At 63.1% G+C, this 21,444-nt stretch carries 19 protein-coding genes and 7 tRNA genes; 7 read left to right on the top strand and 19 right to left on the bottom strand.

What is annotated here, in order from left to right; translation table 11 throughout:
- Positions 1-177: 177 nt before the first annotated feature.
- The 16 genes from ABLA28_RS00610 to ABLA28_RS00535 all read right to left on the bottom strand — a co-directional run bounded on the left by ABLA28_RS00610 (position 178) and on the right by ABLA28_RS00535 (position 10,219).
- Complete coding sequence (locus ABLA28_RS00610) at positions 178-3,312, bottom strand: DEAD/DEAH box helicase (protein ID WP_347712084.1); 3,135 nt, start codon at positions 3,310-3,312, stop codon at positions 178-180.
- 102 nt (positions 3,313-3,414) lie between these two features.
- Positions 3,415-3,834: a flagellar basal body rod protein FlgC gene (gene flgC / locus ABLA28_RS00605; protein ID WP_347712083.1), complete on the bottom strand. Its 420-nt coding sequence runs from the start codon at positions 3,832-3,834 to the stop codon at positions 3,415-3,417.
- Between the two features lie 31 nt (positions 3,835-3,865).
- Positions 3,866-4,267 (bottom strand): flagellar basal body rod protein FlgB, encoded by a 402-nt coding sequence (flgB, locus tag ABLA28_RS00600; protein ID WP_347712082.1) that lies wholly within the window; start codon positions 4,265-4,267, stop codon positions 3,866-3,868.
- 101 nt (positions 4,268-4,368) lie between these two features.
- Entirely contained in the window at positions 4,369-5,157 is a 789-nt protein-coding gene (gene codY / locus ABLA28_RS00595) for a GTP-sensing pleiotropic transcriptional regulator CodY (RefSeq protein ID WP_314716326.1), read from the bottom strand.
- Between the two features lie 585 nt (positions 5,158-5,742).
- Positions 5,743-5,818, bottom strand: a tRNA-Lys gene (locus ABLA28_RS00590).
- Positions 5,819-5,827: 9 nt separating this feature from the next.
- Positions 5,828-5,904, bottom strand: a tRNA-Arg gene (locus ABLA28_RS00585).
- 11 nt (positions 5,905-5,915) lie between these two features.
- A tRNA-His gene (locus ABLA28_RS00580) sits at positions 5,916-5,992 on the bottom strand.
- 13 nt (positions 5,993-6,005) lie between these two features.
- Positions 6,006-6,082: transfer RNA gene (locus ABLA28_RS00575), tRNA-Arg, on the bottom strand.
- 13 nt (positions 6,083-6,095) lie between these two features.
- Positions 6,096-6,172: transfer RNA gene (locus ABLA28_RS00570), tRNA-Gly, on the bottom strand.
- 23 nt (positions 6,173-6,195) lie between these two features.
- A tRNA-Pro gene (locus ABLA28_RS00565) sits at positions 6,196-6,273 on the bottom strand.
- A gap of 8 nt (positions 6,274-6,281) precedes the next feature.
- Positions 6,282-6,357 (bottom strand) — tRNA-Ala (locus tag ABLA28_RS00560).
- 203 nt (positions 6,358-6,560) lie between these two features.
- Positions 6,561-6,986, bottom strand: coding sequence for a Fe-S cluster assembly scaffold protein NifU (gene nifU / locus ABLA28_RS00555; protein ID WP_299299132.1), 426 nt, complete (start codon positions 6,984-6,986; stop codon positions 6,561-6,563).
- A 78-nt stretch (positions 6,987-7,064) separates the two neighbouring features.
- Entirely contained in the window at positions 7,065-8,255 is a 1,191-nt protein-coding gene (gene nifS, locus ABLA28_RS00550; protein WP_347712081.1) for a cysteine desulfurase NifS, read from the bottom strand.
- Between the two features lie 86 nt (positions 8,256-8,341).
- The gene (locus ABLA28_RS00545; RefSeq protein WP_347712080.1) at positions 8,342-8,773 is read right to left on the bottom strand and encodes an Rrf2 family transcriptional regulator; all 432 of its coding nucleotides are present in this window, start codon (positions 8,771-8,773) and stop codon (positions 8,342-8,344) included.
- 364 nt (positions 8,774-9,137) lie between these two features.
- On the bottom strand, positions 9,138-9,857 hold the full coding sequence (locus ABLA28_RS00540; protein ID WP_347712079.1) for an LrgB family protein: 720 nt from the start codon (positions 9,855-9,857) through the stop codon (positions 9,138-9,140).
- Positions 9,854-10,219: a CidA/LrgA family protein gene (locus ABLA28_RS00535; RefSeq protein ID WP_347712078.1), complete on the bottom strand. Its 366-nt coding sequence runs from the start codon at positions 10,217-10,219 to the stop codon at positions 9,854-9,856. Before ABLA28_RS00535 ends, ABLA28_RS00540 begins: the two co-directional genes overlap by 4 nt.
- A 391-nt stretch (positions 10,220-10,610) precedes the next feature.
- On the opposite strand from ABLA28_RS00535, the gene ABLA28_RS00530 reads away from it, so the two are divergent.
- The 3 genes from ABLA28_RS00530 (at position 10,611) to ABLA28_RS00520 (ending at position 15,207) form a co-directional block, all read left to right on the top strand.
- A complete protein-coding gene (locus ABLA28_RS00530) occupies positions 10,611-12,650 on the top strand; it encodes a urocanate hydratase (RefSeq protein ID WP_347712077.1) in 2,040 nt (679 codons plus the stop codon).
- Between the two features lie 126 nt (positions 12,651-12,776).
- Entirely contained in the window at positions 12,777-14,630 is a 1,854-nt protein-coding gene (locus ABLA28_RS00525) for a thiamine pyrophosphate-dependent enzyme (RefSeq protein WP_347712076.1), read from the top strand.
- A 1-nt stretch (position 14,631) separates the two neighbouring features.
- On the top strand, positions 14,632-15,207 hold the full coding sequence (locus ABLA28_RS00520; RefSeq protein ID WP_347712075.1) for a 2-oxoacid:acceptor oxidoreductase family protein: 576 nt from the start codon (positions 14,632-14,634) through the stop codon (positions 15,205-15,207).
- Positions 15,208-15,221: 14 nt separating this feature from the next.
- Here ABLA28_RS00520 and ABLA28_RS00515 read toward each other — a convergent pair whose 3' ends face one another.
- Positions 15,222-15,407: a hypothetical protein gene (locus ABLA28_RS00515; RefSeq protein WP_347712074.1), complete on the bottom strand. Its 186-nt coding sequence runs from the start codon at positions 15,405-15,407 to the stop codon at positions 15,222-15,224.
- Here ABLA28_RS00515 and ABLA28_RS00510 point away from each other — a divergent pair.
- The 4 genes from ABLA28_RS00510 (at position 15,406) to ABLA28_RS00495 (ending at position 18,905) form a co-directional block, all read left to right on the top strand.
- A complete protein-coding gene (locus ABLA28_RS00510; RefSeq protein WP_347712073.1) occupies positions 15,406-15,744 on the top strand; it encodes a hypothetical protein in 339 nt (112 codons plus the stop codon). The genes ABLA28_RS00515 and ABLA28_RS00510 overlap by 2 nt on opposite strands.
- A gap of 227 nt (positions 15,745-15,971) precedes the next feature.
- Positions 15,972-16,955 carry a magnesium transporter CorA family protein gene (locus ABLA28_RS00505; RefSeq protein WP_347712072.1) on the top strand — a complete coding sequence of 328 codons (984 nt, stop codon included), beginning with the start codon at positions 15,972-15,974 and terminating at the stop codon, positions 16,953-16,955.
- 337 nt (positions 16,956-17,292) lie between these two features.
- Positions 17,293-17,991 carry a dihydroorotate dehydrogenase electron transfer subunit gene (locus tag ABLA28_RS00500; protein WP_347712071.1) on the top strand — a complete coding sequence of 233 codons (699 nt, stop codon included), beginning with the start codon at positions 17,293-17,295 and terminating at the stop codon, positions 17,989-17,991.
- 2 nt (positions 17,992-17,993) lie between these two features.
- Positions 17,994-18,905, top strand: coding sequence for a dihydroorotate dehydrogenase (locus ABLA28_RS00495; RefSeq protein ID WP_347712070.1), 912 nt, complete (start codon positions 17,994-17,996; stop codon positions 18,903-18,905).
- A gap of 102 nt (positions 18,906-19,007) precedes the next feature.
- On the opposite strand, the gene ABLA28_RS00490 is transcribed toward ABLA28_RS00495, so the two are convergent.
- The gene (locus ABLA28_RS00490; RefSeq protein ID WP_347712069.1) at positions 19,008-19,991 is read right to left on the bottom strand and encodes a hypothetical protein; all 984 of its coding nucleotides are present in this window, start codon (positions 19,989-19,991) and stop codon (positions 19,008-19,010) included.
- A 52-nt stretch (positions 19,992-20,043) separates the two neighbouring features.
- Entirely contained in the window at positions 20,044-21,129 is a 1,086-nt protein-coding gene (locus tag ABLA28_RS00485) for an Ldh family oxidoreductase (RefSeq protein ID WP_347712068.1), read from the bottom strand.
- Positions 21,130-21,444 lie beyond the last annotated feature (315 nt).

Genomic DNA, 21,444 nt, shown 5'->3' with positions numbered 1-21,444 from the left:
GGATGGGGCGGGCGCTTCACGCCCCGCAAGCTCCCATCCGCCCTGCCGTCAGGGCCAATATTTCGCAGACTTCGTCCTCACGATCACCGTCCAAAAAGAAAGGTGAGCCAACCGCATTGTAAGAGAAAGCGCACAAAAGGTCAAATCCATAGGGCGAACAGGCCGGCAGCCATAAGGTTATTCCCCGGGCGACGGAGATCGCTCCCCGGCTTCCGCAGCCTCCCGCATCGCCTCGAAGAGCCCGGAGGCCCCCGGAACCCCGCCGGGCCCGACGGCATGAGCGCCCAGAATGGTCCAGCCCCGCTTCTTCTTCAAAAACGGGGCCAGCCCGTCGAGTTTGCCCTCCGCCGAGGTACCACCCTTCCTGACCGAGACCGTGCGCAGCCCGAAGGCGGCCCCACAGTTCCGTATCGCCGTCAGGCCGGTGAGAAGACGGACGGGCTCGGGAAGGGGGCCGAAACGGTCCTCCATCTCCCCCATCAAGGCCATGAGCTCGTCCAGCCCCACCACCTGAAGGAGACGCCGATAGAGCGTGACCCGCACCCCCTCCTGAGGGATGTAGAAGGCGGGGATGGAGCCACCCTGGTCGTAGGCGACCTCCGTCAGCCGGTTCTCCACGCCGCGCAGGCGGTCCAGCTCCTCCTCCAGCATCCGATAAAAGAGGCTGAAGCCCCCCGTCCTGCTCTTTCCGTGCTGCGTGGTTCCGCCGATCTCCCCTCCGCCCCGGATGTCCAGGTCCCGCCGCGCAATCGAGTAGCCCGACCCCAGGTCCGTCAGAGTGGATATGGCCTCCAGTCTGTCCGCCGTCTCCTTCCTCAGTTCCTCACGCTCCGGATAGAAGAAGTAGGCAAAGGCGCTTTCCCCGCGGCGCCCCACCCGGCCGCGGAGCTGGTACATCTGGGCCAGCCCGAGCTCCTGGGAGTCGTCCACGATGATCGTGTTGGCACGGCCCACATCCAGGCCGCTCTCGATGATCGTCGTGCAGATCAGGATGTCGATAGCCCCCGCGTAGAAGTCCAGCATCGTCCTCTCCAACTCCCGTTCCGGCATCTGGCCGTGCGCGGCGTGGATTTTGGCCTCGGGGAAAAAAGCGGCAAGCATCCGCCGCTGTTCCTCCATACGCGCGATGCGGTTGACGACGAAATAGACCTGCCCTCCCCGCTCCAGCTCGCAGGCCACGGCCTTACGCACCAGCGCGGTCTGCCAGGGCCCCGCGAAGGTCGTTACGGGCAGGCGGTCCTCTGGGGGCGTGGAGAGCACCGAAATACTGCGCAGCCCCCTCAGCGCCATCGCCAGAGTGCGCGGTATGGGGGTTGCCGACAGGCTCAGGATATCGACCGCCCCATAGGTCCGCTTCAGACTCTCCTTGTGCATGACGCCGAAACGGTGCTCCTCGTCGACGACGAGAAGGCCCAGGTTCTTGAACTTGATCCCCTTCTGGAGCAGCTTGTGCGTCCCGATGACGATGTCGACGGACCCGTCCTCTGCGCTCGACGCGGTGCGCCCCGCCTCCGACCTCGAGGTGAATCGGGAGAGTATTCCCACAGAGACCGGAAAGCCCGAGAGGCGGGAACGGAAGGTTCCGTAATGCTGCTGAGCCAGGATCGTCGTCGGGACCAGTACGCAGACCTGACGCCCCGCGGCGACGGCCCGGAAAGCCGCCCTCAGCGCGACCTCCGTCTTGCCGAACCCTACGTCGCCGACGAGAAGGCGGTCCATCGGAAAGGGGCCGGACAGGTCCTCCATGATCTCCGCCGTGGCCTTGAGCTGGTCGGCCGTCTCCGTGTACGGAAAGGCCCTGACGAACGACTCGTAAAGCTCGCCCGGCTCCGTCAGGGGGTCTCGGCGCTCCAGCTCGCGACGCGCGAAAATCTCGATCAGGGCCCTGGCCTCCTCCTGGGCCCGTTTCTTGTCCTTCTCCATGGACTTGCGCCACCGGGAGCCCCGAAGGGTATCGAGCTCCGTCTCGTCGCTCTGGTGTTCCGCCAGCGCCGTGAGCTTGTGGGACTGGAGGACGGGGACCAGAAGGCGCTTGTTCTCGGCGAACTCGAGCACCAAGGCGTCCATGGAGGCCCCCGCCGAGACGATCTCCTCGATGCCGCGGAAGACGGCCAGCCCGTAGTCCTCGTGTACGACAAGCTGCCCTGCCGACAGCCGATCCCGCCACTCCAGCGGAGCGCGCCATTCCGAGGAGGCCGCTCTGGCGGAGACCCCGGAGAGCTCTCGGTCCGAGATGAAGGCACGTTTCGCGGCCCTGTCCACGAAGCCAGAGGAAAGGGCCCCTTTCCGGACCTCGACGAAGGGAGTCTGAGCGAACGGTCCGTTCTCCCCGTCCAGGAACCGGGCGTTCTCGCTGTACACGCACACGGCGCAGCCGAGCCGGTCCAGGTCCCGGCAGAGGCGCAGGACCGCCCCGAAGTCCCCCTTGAAGGGGGGAAGCTCCTCCACGTCGAGCTGAGCCTCCGTCCAATCCACTCCGCGCGTCACCCTCAGGCGCGGATAGCGTGCCAGGTCGCGAAACACCTCATTCCAGGAGGGGACGGGATCGACGTGCGCCTCCGAACACAGTTCATCCCAAAGCCAATGGAAGGAGACGGCCTGCGCCTCGATACTCTGAGGTTCATAGAGGATGACCCGAGTATCGGCCGGCAGCAGGGCCGGCGGCATGAAGGCCTGCGCGCCGGAGAGGCTGTGCAGGGAGACCGAGTCGAGCCCGGCTGCGGTCTTCTGCGTCGAGGGCTGAAAGGCGCCGATCCGTTCCACGACGTCGTCGAAGAACTCGAAACGCAGAGGAAGGGCGTGGGCGGGGTCGAAGACGTCCATGATGAAACCGCGCAGGACGTACTGACCCGGCGACCAGACGAGGTCCGCACGCTGATATCCGCTGCGCTCGAGCCAGGCCACCAGGCGGTCCCTGGCATATTCCTCCCCGCAGGTCACGGGAAGCTCCCCATCGGCCATGAGACAGGGGGACATCAGGGCCCCCGGGGTCGCCACCAGAACGCCGCCCTCCGTCGTCCAGCGCCGGATCGTCTCCCCCCGCTCGAGGAGAAGCGGCCGGCTGCCGATCGTCTGCAGGGTCAGAGGAAGCTCGGCGAGGCGGAAGAGGGGCCTATCGGGAAAAAATGCCTTACGGTCCAGTGCAAACTCCGAGGCCTGGCGCACGTCGGGAAAGACGGCTGCGACGCGTCCCTCCGGACACATCCAGGCCCGGGCCGCGCCGCCGGCGCGGTCGTGCACGCTTCCCCCGCTCTCCCAGAGCTCCTTCAATCCATCCAAATCGCCCACCACGGGGCGCTGCCGTCCCTGCACGCTCAAACCTCCCCAAAGAAAAAGGTAAAAAACAAAAAAACCGACGGAGGGAATCCGTCGGAATCATCGTCAGCGGACAAAAACAAAAAATGCCTCACAAAGTCAGCCGCGCAGGACCTCCAAGGCGCCGTTCCACATATCGCGGGCGCTGGTGGCCACGGAAAGGTTCGCCTCGTAGGCACGGCTCGCCACAAGCATATCCGTCATCTCCCGAACCAGGTTGACGTTGGGAAAGGCCACATACCCATCGGCGTTGGCGTCCGGATGCTCCGGCTGGTAGACCAGACGGGACGGGGTCTGGTCCTCCTCGATCTCCAAGACGCGAACCCCCCCGATGTCCTGGTACCCGCCGATCGTCTTGTCCAGCATCTCGGCGAAGACCGGTACCCTGCGCTTGTAGGGCCCCCCCGCAAGGGTGCGGGTGGTGTTGATGTTCGCCAGGTTAGAGGATATCGTGTCCATCCACAGGCGATGGGCCGTCAACGCGCTGCCCGCGACCTCCATGCTCTCGAATATTCTCATGATCCGAGCTCTCTCCTCAACACCGCAAAAACTACCGTCCCGCTATGACGGTGCGGTAAATGGCAAGTTTTTTGGCCGCCAGACGGTTCATGGCGTTATACATCATGCGCGTCTCCGCCAAGACCGCCATCTCCCGTTCCGGGTCGACGTTGTTGCCGTCGAGTCGATACGCTTCGTCGCGTATCTTCAGCTCCACGGGCTTTACATCCGAGACCAGGAGAGGGCGCGTGGGGATATGAGCGGGGTCCGTAACGGTCATGCGCAGTTTTTCCCCCGATTGGATGACGTCCCGAAGCTGGTCCTCGAAGGAAACGTTGCGCCGGGTGTAGCCCGGGGTATCCGCGTTGGCCACGTTTCTCGACACGGCCTTGAAGCGCTGTGCCAAGCCCTCCATGTCCTTCTCCAGTACGCTCCAGGTGAACTCGCCCAACATGTTCCTCACTCCTCCCCGCCCAAATTATACTACAGCGAGAGACCTGCGGAACAAAAAACAAACCTGTTTGCCCGCACCCTATTCCCCGGGTCCCCTGCGCGTCAATAGGCGACGCGGGCGGATGAGGCCACCCCCAGCTCCTCCACGAAAAGAGGGCTGAGCACCTTGATGTAGGTTCCCTTCATTCCCAGGCTGCGGCTCTCGATCAATCCGGCGCTCTCCAGCTTGCGCAGAGCGTTGACGATGACGCTGCGGGTCACGCCGACCCGATCCGCGACCTTGCTGGCCACAGCCACCCCCTCCTGTCCCCCGAGCTCCGCGATGATGTGCTTCATGGACTCGATCTCCGAGTAGGAAAGGGCGCGCATCGCCATCTGAACGGCGATACGGTCGCGGGAGTGCTCCTCGATGGTGCGGTTCCGGTCGTTGAGCATTTCAATACCGACAAGCGACCCCAGGTACTCCGCCAGCAGCACGTCCCGGACGACGAAGGGCGCATGGAAACGGACCAGAAGAACCGTCCCCAGCCGTTCCGCCGCAGCGCCGTAGATGGGGACGTACATCAGATGTTTCTCCGGCCTCTTCACCGAGCTGGGGTCATCGAACAGAAACGCATCCTCGTCGCAGATCACGGACTCCCGGTAACGGTTCATCTTGTCGGCCAGGCTCGCCGGCATCGCCCCCGCCCTCATGCTCTCCAGAAGCGTCCGGGACTCGTACTCGGGAAGCCAGGTATATCCCAGAAGCTTTCCCGGCTGATCCACGATGTAGACATTGGCGGTAGAAAACTCCGAGAGCAGTTTGGCCAACCTGGTGTAGTCCAGAGGGTCCCCCTCGCGGCGGCTCTGCAGAGCGCGCCCCACCTGCCGGGTCTTCTCCAGAAGATCCATCAGCGCCGCCTCGACGGCATCGGAATCCTTTATGCCCAAAGCCTTCGCGTTCAGCAAATTCCCTTTTCCGTCGTCCAACGCGACGGTAGGCCTTTCCTTCAAGTCGGCCTTTCTGGAGTTTCGGGGCGTCCCAGCCTCTTTTTTCATCGATCGAAGTCCTCCTTGAAACCTTTCGGTCGCCTCGCCCATTTCCGGCGGGCGCTCCTCTTTGTTTGGCCGAACCCGTCTCCGGGGCGGGGCCCCCGGTTTTCTGGAGACTCATGCCAAACATCGTAAAAAACTCCGAACCCATATTCGACAAATTTAGGATATAATAACAAAGACCGCAGAATAATTCAATACAATAGAAACAATGCCCAATAAAATGTCAAAGCGCTCCGGGCCTCCCAAAACCACAGGAAGAACGGCTGAAGGACAGACGGAAGCAAGCGGCAGAGCGATCCTGGATTTACAATTTACAATCCAGCATACGGGTTCGTTCCGAATCGCCATGAATTTCTACGCATATCATGGGGTCCGACAAAGCCAAGCCCCCTGACTCGTCAGGGGGCTTGTACGTCTATGAGATTCATTGAAATGATTGACTGGTGGACTGTGAGGGACTCGAACCCACGACCCGCTGATTAAGAGTCAGCTGCTCTACCAACTGAGCTAACAGTCCGTTTCTCTTTGGCGCGCCCGGCAGGATTCGAACCCGCGACCTACGGATCCGAAGTCCGTCGCTCTATCCAACTGAGCTACGAGCGCGTATTTTCCTATGGGGTGAGCGAGGGGACTTGAACCCCCAACCCCCGGAACCACAATCCGGTGCTCTAACCAATTGAACTACGCTCACCATTTTCAACTCTTGGCGCGCCCGGCAGGATTCGAACCCGCGACCTACGGCTTAGAAGGCCGTTGCTCTATCCAGCTGAGCTACAAGCGCGTCTCGTTCGTAATGGAGCGGGAAACGGGATTCGAACCCGCGACCTACGGCTTGGAAGGCCATCGCTCTAGCCAACTGAGCTATTCCCGCGTCGACACACTTTAGGTCTGCGCTGGTCGGGGCGAAAGGATTTGAACCTTCGACCCCCTGCTCCCAAAGCAGGTGCGCTGACCAGACTGCGCCACGCCCCGAAAAATAATGGTGGAGCTGAGGAGATTCGAACTCCCGACCTCTTCCGTGCGAGGGAAGCGCGCTCCCAGCTGCGCTACAGCCCCGTTGCAACAACGAGCAGTATTTTATACGCCAGACCCGATCTTGTCAATAAACGGCGTCCGTTTTTCAAAAAAGCAGGAGCCGCAACGACATCCGTCACTTCCCCCGATCCGACGGACGGATCCTCCCGGCCCCTCGACGGGGTGGAAAGGAGCCGATCTCCCAGCGGATCGGGGCGTGAACGAACGGAACGATCCGTTATGCCTCACACCACGGCGTGGTCGTGGTCATGGTCATACTGCTTCATGGGGATGACCTCCATCCCATGTTTGGCGCGGTAGTCGTTGAGCGCCGTATGGATGGCCTCCTCCGCCAGAACGGAACAGTGCATCTTGATGGGCGGCAGACCATCGAGCGCCTCGGCGACGGCACTGTTCGTCAGGTTCCAAGCCTCGTCGATCGTCTTTCCCTTGATGAGCTCAGTCGCCATGCTCGACGACGCGATAGCCGACGCGCATCCGAAGGTCTTGAACTTGACGTCCTCGATGACGTTGTCCTTGACCTTCAGATAGATTTTCATTATATCCCCGCACCTGGGGTTTCCGGCCTCGCCGACCCCATCGGCATTCTCTATCTCTCCCACGTTGCGCGGGTTGCTGAAATGCTCCATGACCTTCTCGCTGTAATCCAGTGCCACTTTGTCCACCCCCGAAATATATCTTTCGTCGAGCGCGCCTCCTGCCTTTTACCGGCAGAAGGCGAGCCGCCGCTACTTTCCTCCGCGGCGCTTCAGGAAGTCCTCCCAAAGCGGCGACATGGACCGCCGCCGGGCCACGATCTCCGGAAGCACGTCCAGAACGTAATCGATCTGTTCCTCGGTGGTTCCGCGCCCCAGCGTCATGCGGAGGGAACCGTGCGCCATCTCATGGGACAGCCCCATAGCCAGAAGCACGTGGGAGGGCTCGAGCGACCCCGAGGAACAGGCGCTGCCCGTCGAGGCCGATATCCCCTTCGAGTCCAGATCCAACAGGAGGGTCTCCCCCTCTATGCCGATGAAGCTGAAGTTCGTGTTGTTGGGCAGCCGCGCGTCCCCCCGTGCTCCATTCAGTTTGGCGTCGGGGATCCTGCTCAGGACGCCGTCGATCAGCCGGTCCCGAAGGGCGCAGAGGCGCGCCTTTTCTTCGGGCAGGCGCGCTTTCAGCCTCTCGATGGCGGCACCGAGGCCCACGATGCCCGCCAGGTTCTCGGTGCTGGCACGCCGTCCCTTCTCCTGGCCGCCGCCATGGACGAAGTTCTCGAGCCGCAGCCCCTTGCGCAGGTAGAAGGCCCCCACTCCCTTGGGGCCATACATCTTGTGCGCGGACAGGGACAGCATGTCGATGTTCAGGGCCTTGACGTCGATATCCAGCTGGGCCGCCGCCTGCACGGCATCCGTATGGAACAGAACTCCCCGCTGCCGGCAAAGCGAACCGATCTCTCCGATGGGCTGGATGGTCCCCACTTCATTGTTGGCAAACATCACGGAGACCAGAACGGTTTTGTCCGTCATCGCGGCCTCCAGGTCCTCCATGCGGACGCGCCCGTCGGGGTCGACGGGCAGGTAGGTCACGCGGAACCCCTCCACCTTCTCCAGGTATTCCGCCGTGTGGAGGATGGCGTGGTGTTCGATCTTCGTCGTAATCAGGTGGTCTCCCTTGCTTCGCAGGCGCTCCATGGTCCCCTTCAGCGCCCAGTTGTCCGCCTCAGTCCCGCTGCCGGTAAAAAAGATTTCGTCGGGACCGGCATTCAGGGCTTGGGCCACCTGGCCGCGTGCCGTATCGATCGCTTTGCGGCTCCTCACGGCAAAGGAATAAACGGACGAAGGATTGCCGAAGACCTCCGTAAAATAGGGCATCATTGCCGCCAGCACCTCGGGATCCGTCGGCGTCGTCGCCGCGTAATCGAGATATGCGCTTTGCATCGTCGTCCCCCCTAGTCGAACGTGGCTCAAGCCATTTCCTCAAATGCCCTCAGGGCAGAGATAAAATTCCGAAACATCATGGGGGCTCAAAATTCCTCCCCCTCATCCTGAAAAAGCGTCCTGTTCCGAACGAGGTCCTCCAAAGTCGTCGCCTTCAGTATCTCGTCGATCGAATCCCGAACCTTCCGCCACAGTGAAAAGGTGGGACAGATGTCTATCTGGTCGCATCCCGCCTCCGTCTGACAGTCTCCGAAGGTGATGGTCTCCCCCAGAGCTTCGACGATCTCCGCCACGGTGATCTCCCCGGCAGGGCGCGCTAGGAGATACCCTCCCTGGGCGCCGCGCACACTGCGCAGGATGTCGCCCCGCCGCAGCCTGGCGAAGAGCTGTTCCAGATAGTTGGCGGGAATGTCCTGACGCCGGGCGATGTCGCTCACGGCGACAGGCCCCTCGCCGCCTTGGGCGCAGAGGTCGGACAGAGCCCGCAGACCATATCGTGTGGTGGTCGACAACTTCACATGAGATCCCTCCTCCCAAGTCTGAATAAAGAATATCATACCCTATAATTTTTATCAAGATTTATTGTGCACAATCGTCGTTCTGTGATAATGCAGCTGCGCCATAAGCGGGAAAGCGAATCTTTGCGTTACGCGTATTCGAGCTTGGGGAGTTGATCAACCCTTCGGTCCACCCCATAAGCAGCCTGGAGGAAACGCCCCCGCGGCAGGCAGGCCTTCTGGATAGTATCGGGATGGAGCGGGGGGGGATAGCATTGTCACAAAAAGAGATCAAGCGGATCGAGGTCGTGGAGCTGCCGGTCAACGGGAGGAGGACCGATCAGGAAGCTGCTGAATATCGACCGCCAAGCGGAAAAACGACACATCAGCATATAAGGCTCATGAACAGCGGTGCTACAAGCACGGTCAGCAATCCGGTTACGACGATGGCAAGCCCGCTCATTGCCCCCTCCACTTCACCGATCTCCAACGCACGGACGGTCCCGAGGGCGTGCGAGGCGGTCCCTATGGAGAGCCCCACGGCCAGAGGGTCCTCGATTCCAAGCAGGGAACAGATCTTCGATGCCATGACGTTGCCGAGGATACCGCTCACAACGATGGCTGCAACCGTGATGTCGGAGATGCCCCCCAGCTCCTTGGAAAGCCCGATCCCTATGGCCGTGGTGATCGACTTGGGCAGCAATGTCGCGAACTGGACCCGAGAGAGCCCGAAGAACCATCCCAGGACCAGAAGACAGAGCGCATTGGCAATCACACCGAGGAGGATGCCTGCCAATACCGCCCCGGCATGTTTTCGAAGCAGGGGCAGCTGACGGTACAGGGGAACGGCCAGACAGATGGTCGCAGGCGTCATCAGCAGAACCAATGGCCGCACGGCTTCATCGTAACGGGAGGTATCAGCTCCCAAACGGTACAGGATCGCTGTCAGAAATATGATCCCGACCAGGAGGGGGTTGATCAGGGGGTTCTTCAAGCGCCTGTTGAGGACCAGCCCCAGAAGATAGGCCGACAGCGTAAGCCCCAGCCAGAAGTAATCGGAGCTTTCGATCAGGTGCATCGTTTCGCGCAGGTCCTTTGGAATCATTGTATCCGTCCCCTCCCGCTTTTCCGGCGGACGATCCCCTGTACGGCATATCCCGTGACGGCCATGACCACAACGGTCGAAACCACCGAGATGGCCAGCAGGGGGACCAGGATATCGCGGAGCTCGTCCCATAGATCGAGCAGTCTGGCGCTCACGGGGAGGAACGTTAAAGGCAGAATGCTCAATAGAAGATCTCCGGCCCTCTCGACCTGACAGAGCTTGACGATTTTGAAAACGAGGCAGAGGAACAGGAGCAAAAGTCCATAGATACTCGCCGGCACCGGAAAGGGCAGGATGTAGTTCAGCGCCTCCCCCGCAAAGGTTATGCCCAGAATGATCCCGAATTGACTGAGATAATGCATGGCCACCCAACTCTCCCGAACTCCGAAAAATGAAAAACGCGGAGGAAGCGTTCTCCTCCGCGAAGACGATCCTGTGGAAAAATAATGATACACCGCCGTACGCTTTTTGTCCTCCCCAAAATCTTCCTTTTTCAGCAATGTTCCTCAACTTTCAATGATATGATATCAAAATGGGGACGGTCATAAACCCGGTGACCTGGCGATGGGCGAGCGCCCGTCGAGGACCGGGGATGTCCCTCGGCCGGGAGACGATATCGTTGTCGTAAGCCCCGGACGAAGTCCGGCCATCCCGTTTTTCCCGGCAGAAAAGCCCATATGGAAAGAAAAGCCCGCATGGGATGGAACACCCTCGCTGCAGGAGCCGCCCGAAGTGGAGAGGAGAGACTTTGCGATGCCAATGAAGGATGAGACGATGACCCTGGCCCTGGACTTCCCGAACGGACTGCCCAGGATGCCCGAGTTCGACCCCGGCTGCCGCCGCGCGCCCGACAGAGGGTACACGCTGAACGTGCGGGAGACGGTGCTGGCGCTCAAAAACGCGCTGCGCTACATCCCCGAGCGTTTTCACAGGGAGATGGCGCCGGAGTTTCTGGAGGAGCTGAGGACCCGAGGCCGCATCTACGGCTACCGGTTCCGCCCCGAGGGCCGGCTCTGGGGCAGGCCCATCGGCGAGTACAGGGGGCGCTGCACGGAGGGACGCGCGTTCCAGGTGATGATTGACAACAACCTGGACTTCGACATCGCGCTCTACCCCTACGAGCTCGTCACCTACGGCGAGACCGGGCAGGTGTGCCAGAACTGGATGCAGTACCTCCTCATCAAGAAGTACCTGGAGGTCCTGACGCCCGACCAGACGCTGGTGGTGGAGTCCGGACACCCTCTGGGCCTGTTCCGGTCGAAGCCCGAGGCGCCGCGCGTCGTCATCACCAACGCGATGATGGTGGGGCTGTTCGACAACCAGGAGGAGTGGCACCGCGCCATGCAGCTCGGCGTGGCGAACTACGGACAGATGACCGCGGGCGGCTGGATGTACATCGGGCCTCAGGGCATCGTGCACGGGACGTTCAACACCGTGCTGAACGCCGGGCGCATGAAGTTCGGCGACAAACCGGACGTCCTGAAGGGGCGGCTCTTCGTCACCTCGGGCCTGGGCGGCATGAGCGGCGCCCAGCCCAAGGCGGCGGACATCGCGGGCTGCGTCTCCGTCACGGCGGAGGTGGACGAATCCCGCATCGCGACGCGGCACGGTCAGGGCTGGGTCAAGGAGATCGCGAAGACGCCCGAGGAGGCGTTCGGCCGGGCTCATGATCTGATGCGCAAGGGGGAGGTCCGATCCATCGCCTTTCACGGCAACGTCGTGGACCTGCTCCAGTACGCGGTGGACCACAATATAGGCATCGACCTGCTCTCCGACCAGACGAGCTGCCACGCGGCCTACGATGGCGGCTACTGCCCGGCGGGCATCACCTTCGAGGAGCGCACGCGCCTGCTGAAGGAGGACCCCGACCGCTTCCGCCTGCTGGTGGACGAGACCCTGCGGCGCCATTTCAACCTGGTGAGGACGCTCGTCGAGAGGGGGGCGTACTTCTTCGACTACGGAAACGCCTTCCTGCGCGCGGTCTTTGACGCCGGCGTGACGGAGGTGGCCAGGAACGGCCGCGACACCCACGAGGGCTTCATCTTCCCGAGCTACGTGGAGGACATCATGGGGCCCATGCTCTTCGACTACGGCTACGGACCGTTCCGCTGGTGCTGCTTGTCCCGGGACCCCGAGGACCTGAGGCGGACGGACAGGGCGGCGATGGACTGCATCGACCCCAACCGGCGCTTCCAGGACAAGGACAACTGGGTCTGGATCCGCGACGCGGAGAAGAACGAGCTGGTGGTCGGGACACAATGCCGCATCCTGTACCAGGACGCGGAGGGCCGCGTGCGCATCGCGCTGAAGTTCAACGAGATGGTGCGCAACGGGGAGATCGGGCCGGTGATGCTGGGCCGCGACCACCACGACGTGTCCGGGACGGACTCGCCCTACCGCGAGACGTCCAACGTCAAGGACGGCAGCAACATCATGGCGGACATGGCCACGCAGTGCTTCGCGGGCAACGCGGCGCGCGGCATGAGCCTGGTGGCGCTGCACAACGGCGGCGGCGTGGGCATCGGACGGGCGGTCAACGGCGGGTTCGGCCTGGTGCTGGACGGCTCGTTCCGGGTGGACGAAATAATCCGAAGCGCCATGAGCTGGGACGTCATGGGCGGCGTGGCGAGAAGGGCCTGGGCCCGCAACGAGAACGCCCTCGCGACGGCCGCGGCCTTCAACGAAAAGCGCACGGGCGAGCACATCACCCTGCCCTACCTGGCCGACGAGGCCTATTTGACGGAGCTGGCCGGAAGGCGGCACGGCGCCGACACCCCCGAAAGCTCCCGATAGAAATACAAAAATCAGGAGGAGACATCCGAAAAAGGGGCGGGATCATTCCCGCCCTCTTCTCTGGCTGAGCCCTTGCGCTATACTATATTGCGAATCCACATCAACATTTTTGAGGGGTGTTGAACGATGGAGAAGAAGGAACTGCTTCTGGGCAACGAGGCGATTGCGGGGGCGGTCGTCGCTGCGGGCTGTCAGGTCGCGACCGCCTATCCGGGGACGCCGTCCTCGGAGATCCTTCCGGCCATAGCCCGCTTCGCGGACGCGCAGGACGCGGAGATCGCCGTGGAGTGGGGCGCAAACGAGAAGGTCGCCTACGAGATGGCCGTCTCCGCGGCCTTCGCCGGGGCCCGTGCCTGCTGCGTCATGAAGCACGTAGGGCTGAACGTCGCCGCCGACCCTTTCATGACGACGGCCCTTTACGAACTCGAGGGCGGCATGCTCCTCATCGCCGCCGACGACCCCGGCCCCCACAGCTCGCAGAACGAACAGGACAGCCGCTTTTTCGCGATGTTCGCCAAGGTCCCCTGCCTCGACCCCGCCGACGCAGCGGAGGCCGTGGCCATGGTCGCCGACGCCTACGCGCTGTCCGAGCGGTACGGCGTCGCCACCGTCCTGCGCCCGACGACGCGCATCTCTCACTCACGCCAGGCGATTGCGCTGCCCTCCGTCCGGGCCGGCGGCCTGCCCGTCAAGTTCGACCGCAACCCAGCGCGCTGGTGCCCGCTGCCCGCTCTCGTGCGTATCTCCCATCCCAAGCACATCGCACGGCTGGAAAAAATCCGCGGGGAGTTTGAGACGGATTGGGCCCGCTACAACTACGAGCTCCCCGCCTCGAAGCCGGCGAAGCTGGGCGTCATCGCCTCGGGGATCGCCTTCGCGTCGCTGTGCGACGTGCTGAAGGAATGGGGCCGGGAGGACGTCGATATTCTCAAGATCGGCACGCCGTTCCCCCTGCCGGGGAGGATGGCGGACGCGTTCGTCGCGCGGCACGAGCGCGTGCTGGTCCTCGAGGAGAGTTACCCCGTCATCGAGATGCAGCTCACGGACCGGACGAACGTCCGGGGACGCTGCGACGGAACGGTCCCGGGCGCAGGGGAGCTCCTGCCCGAGCTCATCGCCTCGATCCTGACGGAGGTCCTGGGGGAGAAGCCTCCCAAGGCGGATGTCCTTCCGGATTTCGCCCCCGTCATCGAGGACCTGCACCTCGTCCCGCGCAAGCCTCAGCTCTGCGCCGGGTGCCCGCACCGCAGCAGTTTCTTCTCCATCCGCCGGGCGCTTCCCAACGCCATCAACCCATCGGATATCGGCTGCTACACGCTGGGCATCAACCAGAAGGGCATCGACACCAGCGTCTGCATGGGCGCCGCCGTCACGGTGTCGTCGGGATTTTTCCTGGCCCACGAGGTCACGGGCCAATCCCGGCCCATCGTCGCGACCATCGGGGACTCGACCTTCTTCCACATGGGCGTGCCCGGCCTTCTCAGCGCCGTGTACAACCGCCACGCGTTCGTCCTCTGCATCCTGGACAACAGCTCCACCGCCATGACGGGGGGGCAGTCGCATCCCGGCCTGGGGGACAAGCCCAGAAGGGACGACTCCGGCGTTGCCGTCGACCTCAAGCAGCTGGTCCGCGGATGCGGCGTCGCCTTCGTCGAGACCGTGCCCGCCTACGACCACGCCGTGGGGGTCGACGCGGTCAAACGCGCGTGGCAGCACGCGGAGGCGCAGCGGACCCCGGCGGTCCTGATCTTCAGGCATCCCTGCATGCTGCTGAGGCGCCCGCAGCCGGTCATCCCCATGACCGTCGACCACGAGAAGTGCGTGGGGTGCCGCTACTGCATCGACTACTTCGGCTGCCCGGGGCTGCATTTCGACGAGCACACAAAAAAGGTCTCGATCGACCCGCTCTACTGCATCTCCTGCGGGACATGCGAGCCGGTCTGTCCGCACGGGGCCATCGGGAAGAGGGAGGCGAACTGAGATGCGTCGGGACAAGGACATGCAGTACGTCGTCGTCGGGATAGGCGGCCAGGGCATCCTCTTCACCAGCAGGGTCCTGGGGCGGGTGGCGATCGGCAAGGGGCTGCCCGTGATCGGCAGCGAGGTCCACGGCATGGCCCAGCGCGGCGGATCGGTCATCAGCCACTTCAAAATCGGCGGCTACCGCAGCTCGCTGGTCCGCACGGGGCAGGCCGATGTCCTGATGGCCTTCGATCAGTCGGAGGGCATCCGCAACCTCCCCTACCTCAGGGAGGGAGGGACCTTCGTCGTCAACGTCCACGACGATGCCGTCTTCCAAAACGAGCGGCTCGCGGCCTATCTCTCGTCCCGGGGGATCGACGTCTGCCGCTTCGCGGGCTACGACATCCTGAACGCGCACATGAAGGGCAACTACCTCTTTCTGAACGTCCTCATCCTCGGCGCCGCCAGCGGCATGGGCATCGTCGGACTGGAACGGGACCTCGTCGAGAAGGCGCTCGAGGAGCTGGCTCCGCCCAAGCACCTGGAGGCAAACCTCCGGGTCTTCGAGCTGGGGCTGTCCGCCTCCGGGAGGTAAAACCTCCTGAGCCGTCACGATCGCCCGGAACGCTCCCGGACGCTTCTCCCGCTCGCGGCGCGCGTCGGGGCCCTCCCCCGCCCCGCCTTCACCCTGACGGAGGTGCTCATCGTCCTGTCGATCCTGGGACTGATGGCAGGGGCGGCGGCAGCGATAAACTGGGGCCGCGCGTCCCCCGAGCGGGAGGCGGGACGGGCCATGCACTGGATCCTCCGTTCCCTGACGAAGGCGAACCGGACGGGGCGTTCCTTTACCCTTCGGCTCAGCGCCGGGACCTCCGCGGAGACCCTGGCCCTGAGGTGGAAGGACGACCCGGATCCGGAGAGGTTCCCCGCTGCCCCGGGGCTCCGGTTCCAGCTCGTCCGCCACAGCGCCTTCGCCCCCGAGAGCATCTACAGCCCTCAGTGGGGAACCTTCACCCCGGCGGCCACGGTCCGTATCACGGCGCCGCGGGGGGCGAAGCCCCACTACCTGATCCTCTCGGGCTATGGCCGGGTGCGTACCGCTTCGTCGCCTCCTCCGGGAGGAGTGGAGTAATTCCAATTTCAAATCCTTCGTAAACTTCGTTGTTTTTGCTCGCCTCGCTCGACGTACCATTATGTACGCCTTCGCTTCATCTCGCAAAAGCCGCCTCGTCCACGAATGATTTAGAAATGGAATATGGGCATTCTTTTGTGTAAAATATACCGGATATATCGGTCGTTCTTCAATAAAAGAGAAAATGAAAGAGAAAAAGGCCCAAGGGCCGCCAAGGAGGGATGTTCATGATCTCGGTACTGAGAACGCACACGAACCTGAAGACCCCGGGTCACGAGGAGCTCTCCCTGGACAATCTCCGTCCCGGAAGCTGGATCAACATGACCGCACCCACCCGTCAGGAGCTGGAGGATGTGGCCCGTCTCGTCGCCGTGCCCCTGGATTTTCTGAGCGCCGCCCTGGACGTCGAGGAGTCGAGCCGCATCGACTTCGAGGAGATGGACGAGGACAGCGGCTACGACGCCTGCATACTGGTCGTCATCAATATCCCCAAACACCCCGAGAGCTTCGACTTCGACACCATCCCTCTGGGCATCGTCATCACCCCCGACACCTTCATCACGGTCTGTCTGGAGGAGAACCCGATCCTTCCGGGGCCGAGGGGCGGCGTCAGCGGGTTCTGCACCTGGAAGCGGACGCGGTTCCTGCTTCAGATCCTCTACAAGACGGCGGGGACCTATCTCCAGTACATCAACGAGATGAACCGGATGTCCGACAAGATCGAGGAGGCGCTGCGCCGTTCCATGAAGAACGAGGAGCTCTTCAAGCTGATGGACCTGGAGAAGGGCATGACCTTTTTCACGGGCTCCCTGAGGAGCAACCGCGTGGCCGTCGACAAGCTCGTCCGGACGCTCAAGAATCCCCAGTTCGACGAGCTCATCAAGCTCCGGGAGGAGGACGACGACCTACTCGAGGACGTGATCGTCGAGTACGACCAGGCCTACGACATGGTGCGGGTCTACAGCGACGTCCTGGGGGGCATGATGGACGCCTTCGCCTCCATCATCTCCAACAACCTGAACATCGTGATGAAGTTCCTGGCCTCCGTCACCATCATCATCTCGATCCCGACCGTCGTCTCCAGCTTCTGGGGTATGAACGTCGGCGTCCCGTTCCAGGAGCATCCGAGCGGCTTTCTGTGGGTGATGCTCGTCGCCCTCGGCCTCAGCGGCGCGGCGGCCTATTGGCTGTGGAAGAAGAGGATGTTTTAAGCAGACGGCCGCCTCTTCAAGGGCGTTAGCCCTTGAATGGCGTGCCGGTCGCTTATGCCAAAGGGCAGCACAATTGCTGCCCTTTGGCGAAGCAGCCGACCAGCCCTTTGGGGCCTATCGGCCCCAAATGCTGTGTCGGCGCTTACGTCGAATCGAAGCCCATAAGCAGGCAACCGCCTTCCGTGAGGCGTCAGCCTCGCGGGGCGCGTTGGTCGCTTACGTCGAATTGAAGCCTTGAGGCTTCAATTCGACGCAGTGAGGTGATACAGTTTTTCCAGGGCTGGTCGCCTGCTTGTCAGGCCCCAAAATTGAACGGTAAACGAAGGAGGGGCGTGTCGTGCCCCAGGTGCTGTCGAACAGACGAATTTCCCGGGACTTTTATCTGATGCGGGTGGCACAGCCCAACGACGCCCGAATGGGGCAGTTCTGTATGCTGCGCGCCTGGGGCCGCTATCCCCTTCTCTCGCGTCCCGTCAGCGTCTTCGACGCCGACACCGAAACGCTGAGCTTCCTGTACCGGGTGGTCGGCGAGGGCACGGACCTGCTCGCTCGGTGCCGGGAGGGGGACGCGGTCGAGACCGGCCGGGTCCTGGGCAACACCTTTCCCCTCGTCTCGGGAAGGGTCGCCCTGGTGGGCGGCGGGGCCGGCATCGCCCCCCTCTACCTCGCCGCGAGGACCCTCGGGGCGCACGGTCCGGCGACGGCCGTCGACCTCTTCCTCGGCTTCAGCGACGAGGTCCTGCTGGCCGAGGAGTACCGCGCCGTCGGCGACAGGACGACGGTGAAGGTCGGGGGCTTCATCACGGACGAGATCGACCCCGGAGACTACGACTGCGTGCTGACCTGCGGTCCGGAGGTCATGATGAGGACGCTTTACGGCAAATGCCGAGCCTCCGGGACGAAGCTCTACGTCAGCCTGGAAAAGAGGATGGCCTGCGGCTTCGGCGCGTGTCTCGCCTGCAGCTGCGGAACGACGAGGGGGCGCAGGAAGGTCTGCACGGACGGCCCCGTCTTCCCCGCAGAGGAGGTGTTCTGACGATGGCGAATGCGGCGTGCCCGGCGGTGAGCTTCGCCGGGGTCGCGATGAAGAACCCCGTGGTGCTCGCTTCGGGCACCTGCGGATTCGGGCGCGAGCTCGGCGGATACTTCGACATCTCGAGGCTCGGCGGGATCGCCTCCAAGGGGCTCACGCTGAACCCGCGCAGCGGCAACGAGGGCATCCGCGTCTGGGAGACGCCCAGCGGGCTCATGAACAGCATCGGGCTGGAGAACCCCGGCGTGCGCGGTTTCCTCGAGGACGAGCTCGACTGGATCAACGGGCACGACGTGGCGAACATCGTCAACCTGGGAGGGCACAGCATCGAGGACTACATCGAGGGCGTTTCGCTCCTCAACGACGCGAAGCTCGACCTGCTGGAGCTCAACATCTCCTGTCCCAACGTGAAGCAGGGCGGCATGAACTTCGGGGTCAGGACGGAGACGGCGCGCGAGGTCGTCCGCATCCTGCGCCGGGAGTGCCGGCACAAGCTCGTCGTCAAGCTCTCCCCCAACGCGGAGGACATCGTGGCCCTCGCCCGGGCCTGCGAGGAGGAGGGGGCGGACGGCCTTTCGCTCACGAATACCTACCTCGCGCTGGCCGTCGATATCGACAGGCGCAGGCCCGTCTTCGAGAACGTCTATGCCGGCCTCTCGGGCCCGGCCGTCCGGCCGATCTCGCTGCGCATGACGCATCAGGTCGCCCACGCGGTCAAGATCCCCGTTATGGGGATCGGAGGCATCGCCGCCTGGCGCGATGCGGTGGAGTTCATCATGGCCGGCGCGACGGCGGTGCAGGTCGGCACCGCGACCTTCACCAAACCGGACATCGCCCTGGACATCATCGAGGGGATCGAGGCCTTCATGGAGAAGGAGGGTATCGCGAACCTCTCCGAGATCCGGGGAATCGTGTAGAGGAATTAGAATTAGAATGGTCCCCGCGTCGAGACCTTAAAATCGGGACTGCCGGCTTGACCGGCGGTCCCGATTTGTCCTGGGGAATGATCGGAAATGGAATTACGTGAGCCGATATATGGGGTGGGCGGCAAAGGGCAGGATATCCCATATCGTCTCCGCCTGCCCCCCCGGGTAGTTTCGCAGCCCCTCCAGGCTGACGCTCCAGAGCTCCAGGGGCGACGCCGTCCCCGGAAGAGCCTCGGAGATCGGGCTCAGCAGCTTCGCGCAGCGCTCCGCATCGCCATCCGCCTCGAAGGCAAAGAGGAGCCAGTTGATGCCGTCCTGGTCCATCGCATCCAGGTCGACGTAGCCCGGAAGGTACAGCCTCCTGAGCATCGTCAGGAACATCTGGAACTCCCCGATTTTTTCCAGGTACTGGGTCAGGTTCCCGGGTACGGGAGGGGGCATGAAGGAGAAGAGGAATCGATCGGCATTGAACAGGCCGCAGGGATCCGCGGGCAGGGGCGGAAACTTTGCGTAGACCTGAAAGTCGTACCGGCTCTTGTAGAGCAGGTCGAACTCCGCGTCGTACAGGCTTGGGGCGTTGGCCTCCAGCCATGCACGGACCTCCCCGGCGTCGGGCATGGGCCGGCTCCGCGCGGCCGCCCCCGTCTCCGGGAAATCCTCGGCCATCTTTCTGAAGACGGGCGCTTCGGGATAGCGCCAGACCGGGACCTCCCCGTCCATGACAAAGAGGTCCGCTCCCGCGACTTGGGGCAGCGCGAACCGGAACGGGAAGACGTACTCCTTCACCCCCCACCGCTGGAGGTGCCGCTTGTCCAGGAGCAGCATCAGCTCTCCCCGCCGCGCGGTCCGCACCCTGTCCGACGTCACGCCCGGCCTCGAGGGCAGGCAGGCCTCGCCCGCCATCCTCAGGAACGCCTCCCTCCCCGCCTCCGACAGGCTGTAAATCCCCTTCTCGAACTCCAGCAGCCCCTCGCGCGCCAGCCCGTCGGCCGCCGACCGGTCCAGTCCCGCCAACGCCAGCATCGCAGGCGTCCAGCAGGGATATTGTTCGTCAAAGGACAGCAGCAAAACTTCCAATCCTTGTTCTAAAGCTTCCTGTTCCACAGCGTTTCGCCTCCCCGGTTGAAGCCTACGGCTCCAGACGCTCCACGCCGAACTTGTCGGCGTACTCGTCCAGCCGCCTCCACGTGGCCGGATCGAGCCAGATCCCCTCCTTCAGCGCCTTTTCCCGGCGCTCGAACTCCTTTTCGCCGTGGATGTAGATGCGCTCCTGCCCCTCGGCCCTGGGGCTGGAGCGAATCCGATCCAGGATGCCGGCCACATGCCTCTGCACCGCACCGGCATCCCCGAACAGGTCCATGCGCATGGCCTGAAAGCAATGGCAGATTCCACAGCCGTCCCCGTAGGTATCGAACGACGCCGTGCCCATGGAGAGGCCGGAGGTCAGAAGCTCGACGAGCAGACCCAGTCCATAGCCCTTGTGTCCTCCAAGGGTCTCCGTCGCTCCGCCCAAAAAGAGCAGGCCTCCGTAGGGGCTCTTGTTCCCGCGGCCGGTGTCCGCAACGGTGACGGCATCCGTGGTGTCCGTGCCCGTCTCGTCGACGGCCCATCCGGTCGGCATGGTACCCCCGCGCCGGGCGGCGACCTCGATTTTGCCGAACGCCACGGTCGTCGTCGCCATGTCCAGCATGAAGTGGGGCTTCCTGCCCGTGGGGATGGCCACGCTGATCGGATTGGTCCCCAACAGCCGCTCCCTGCCGAAAAGGGGAATCGCGGCGCCCAGCGTGTTGGTGAACGCCCAGCCGATCATGCCGCGGTTGGCCGCCTGCTCCGCCCAATAGCCCGCCATGCCGAAGTGGCAGGAGTCACGGACCACGGTCATGCAGGTGCCGTTCTCCTCGGCCTTCTCCAGGGTCCGCTCCATCGCCGTCCTCGAGACCGGGAACCCCGGAGCCCTGTTCCCCTGAATCACCAGGGAGACCGGCGTCTCGTGCACGATCTCGGGTTTTGCCTGCGGGACATTTTTTCCGTCCCACACCTCGGCCGCGTACATGCTGACCCGAGCCACCCCATGCGAGGCATGTCCCCTGGCATCCGCCTCGACCAACACCCTGGCCGTGATCTCGGCGGACTCCTCAGGATACTTCAGCCCCACCACAAACATCCTCTGCATGTAATGCCTCAGCTTGTCATAACCGACCGTCGTCCGTTCCATCTCCGCATCCTCTCCCTTCCTCCAGGAAGAAAAACATTTCCCCCCGCGCCCTCCAAACTCAGCGCCGCAGCCATACGGAACCTCGAAATACTATAGCACTCGGCTGCCCCGGTGTGGAGTGCGCCCGTCCCCTTCCCTGCCCGCGGCACAACCCGGCGCCCTTCTCCAAAAACAGGCTGCACCACAAGCTGCCTCAATCCTTCTCCATAAACATCGACGCGGAGATATTGCATTTGACAGCGAAAAAAATAGGTGTATAATTTAAGCAAACAGGTTCCTATTTACTCTTATATAAGAATCTGTTGACTTTGACAA

This window comes from uncultured Fretibacterium sp. (assembly GCF_963544685.1).
GTDB lineage: Bacteria > Synergistota > Synergistia > Synergistales > Aminobacteriaceae > CAJPSE01.
The sequence above is the reverse complement of the archived record's forward strand: the minus strand, read 5'-3'. Positions and strand labels throughout refer to the sequence as shown.

Bases quoted from the DNA above. Each gene is read 5' to 3' on its own strand.
- flgC (WP_347712083.1), bottom strand. From the start codon at position 3,834: ATGAGAATATTCGAGAGCATGGAGGTCGCGGGCAGCGCGTTGACGGCC.
- flgB (WP_347712082.1), bottom strand. From the start codon at position 4,267: ATGTTGGGCGAGTTCACCTGGAGCGTACTGGAGAAGGACATGGAGGGC.
- codY (WP_314716326.1), bottom strand. From the start codon at position 5,157: ATGGATCTTCTGGAGAAGACCCGGCAGGTGGGGCGCGCTCTGCAGAGC.
- nifS (WP_347712081.1), bottom strand. From the start codon at position 8,255: ATGCAAAGCGCATATCTCGATTACGCGGCGACGACGCCGACGGATCCC.
- ABLA28_RS00540 (WP_347712079.1), bottom strand. From the start codon at position 9,857: ATGATTCCAAAGGACCTGCGCGAAACGATGCACCTGATCGAAAGCTCC.
- ABLA28_RS00535 (WP_347712078.1), bottom strand. From the start codon at position 10,219: ATGCATTATCTCAGTCAATTCGGGATCATTCTGGGCATAACCTTTGCG.
- ABLA28_RS00530 (WP_347712077.1), top strand. From the start codon at position 10,611: ATGCCAATGAAGGATGAGACGATGACCCTGGCCCTGGACTTCCCGAAC.
- ABLA28_RS00525 (WP_347712076.1), top strand. From the start codon at position 12,777: ATGGAGAAGAAGGAACTGCTTCTGGGCAACGAGGCGATTGCGGGGGCG.
- ABLA28_RS00520 (WP_347712075.1), top strand. From the start codon at position 14,632: ATGCGTCGGGACAAGGACATGCAGTACGTCGTCGTCGGGATAGGCGGC.
- ABLA28_RS00510 (WP_347712073.1), top strand. From the start codon at position 15,406: ATGCACTGGATCCTCCGTTCCCTGACGAAGGCGAACCGGACGGGGCGT.
- ABLA28_RS00515 (WP_347712074.1), bottom strand. From the start codon at position 15,407: ATGGCCCGTCCCGCCTCCCGCTCGGGGGACGCGCGGCCCCAGTTTATC.
- ABLA28_RS00505 (WP_347712072.1), top strand. From the start codon at position 15,972: ATGATCTCGGTACTGAGAACGCACACGAACCTGAAGACCCCGGGTCAC.
- ABLA28_RS00495 (WP_347712070.1), top strand. From the start codon at position 17,994: ATGGCGAATGCGGCGTGCCCGGCGGTGAGCTTCGCCGGGGTCGCGATG.
- ABLA28_RS00485 (WP_347712068.1), bottom strand. From the start codon at position 21,129: ATGGAACGGACGACGGTCGGTTATGACAAGCTGAGGCATTACATGCAG.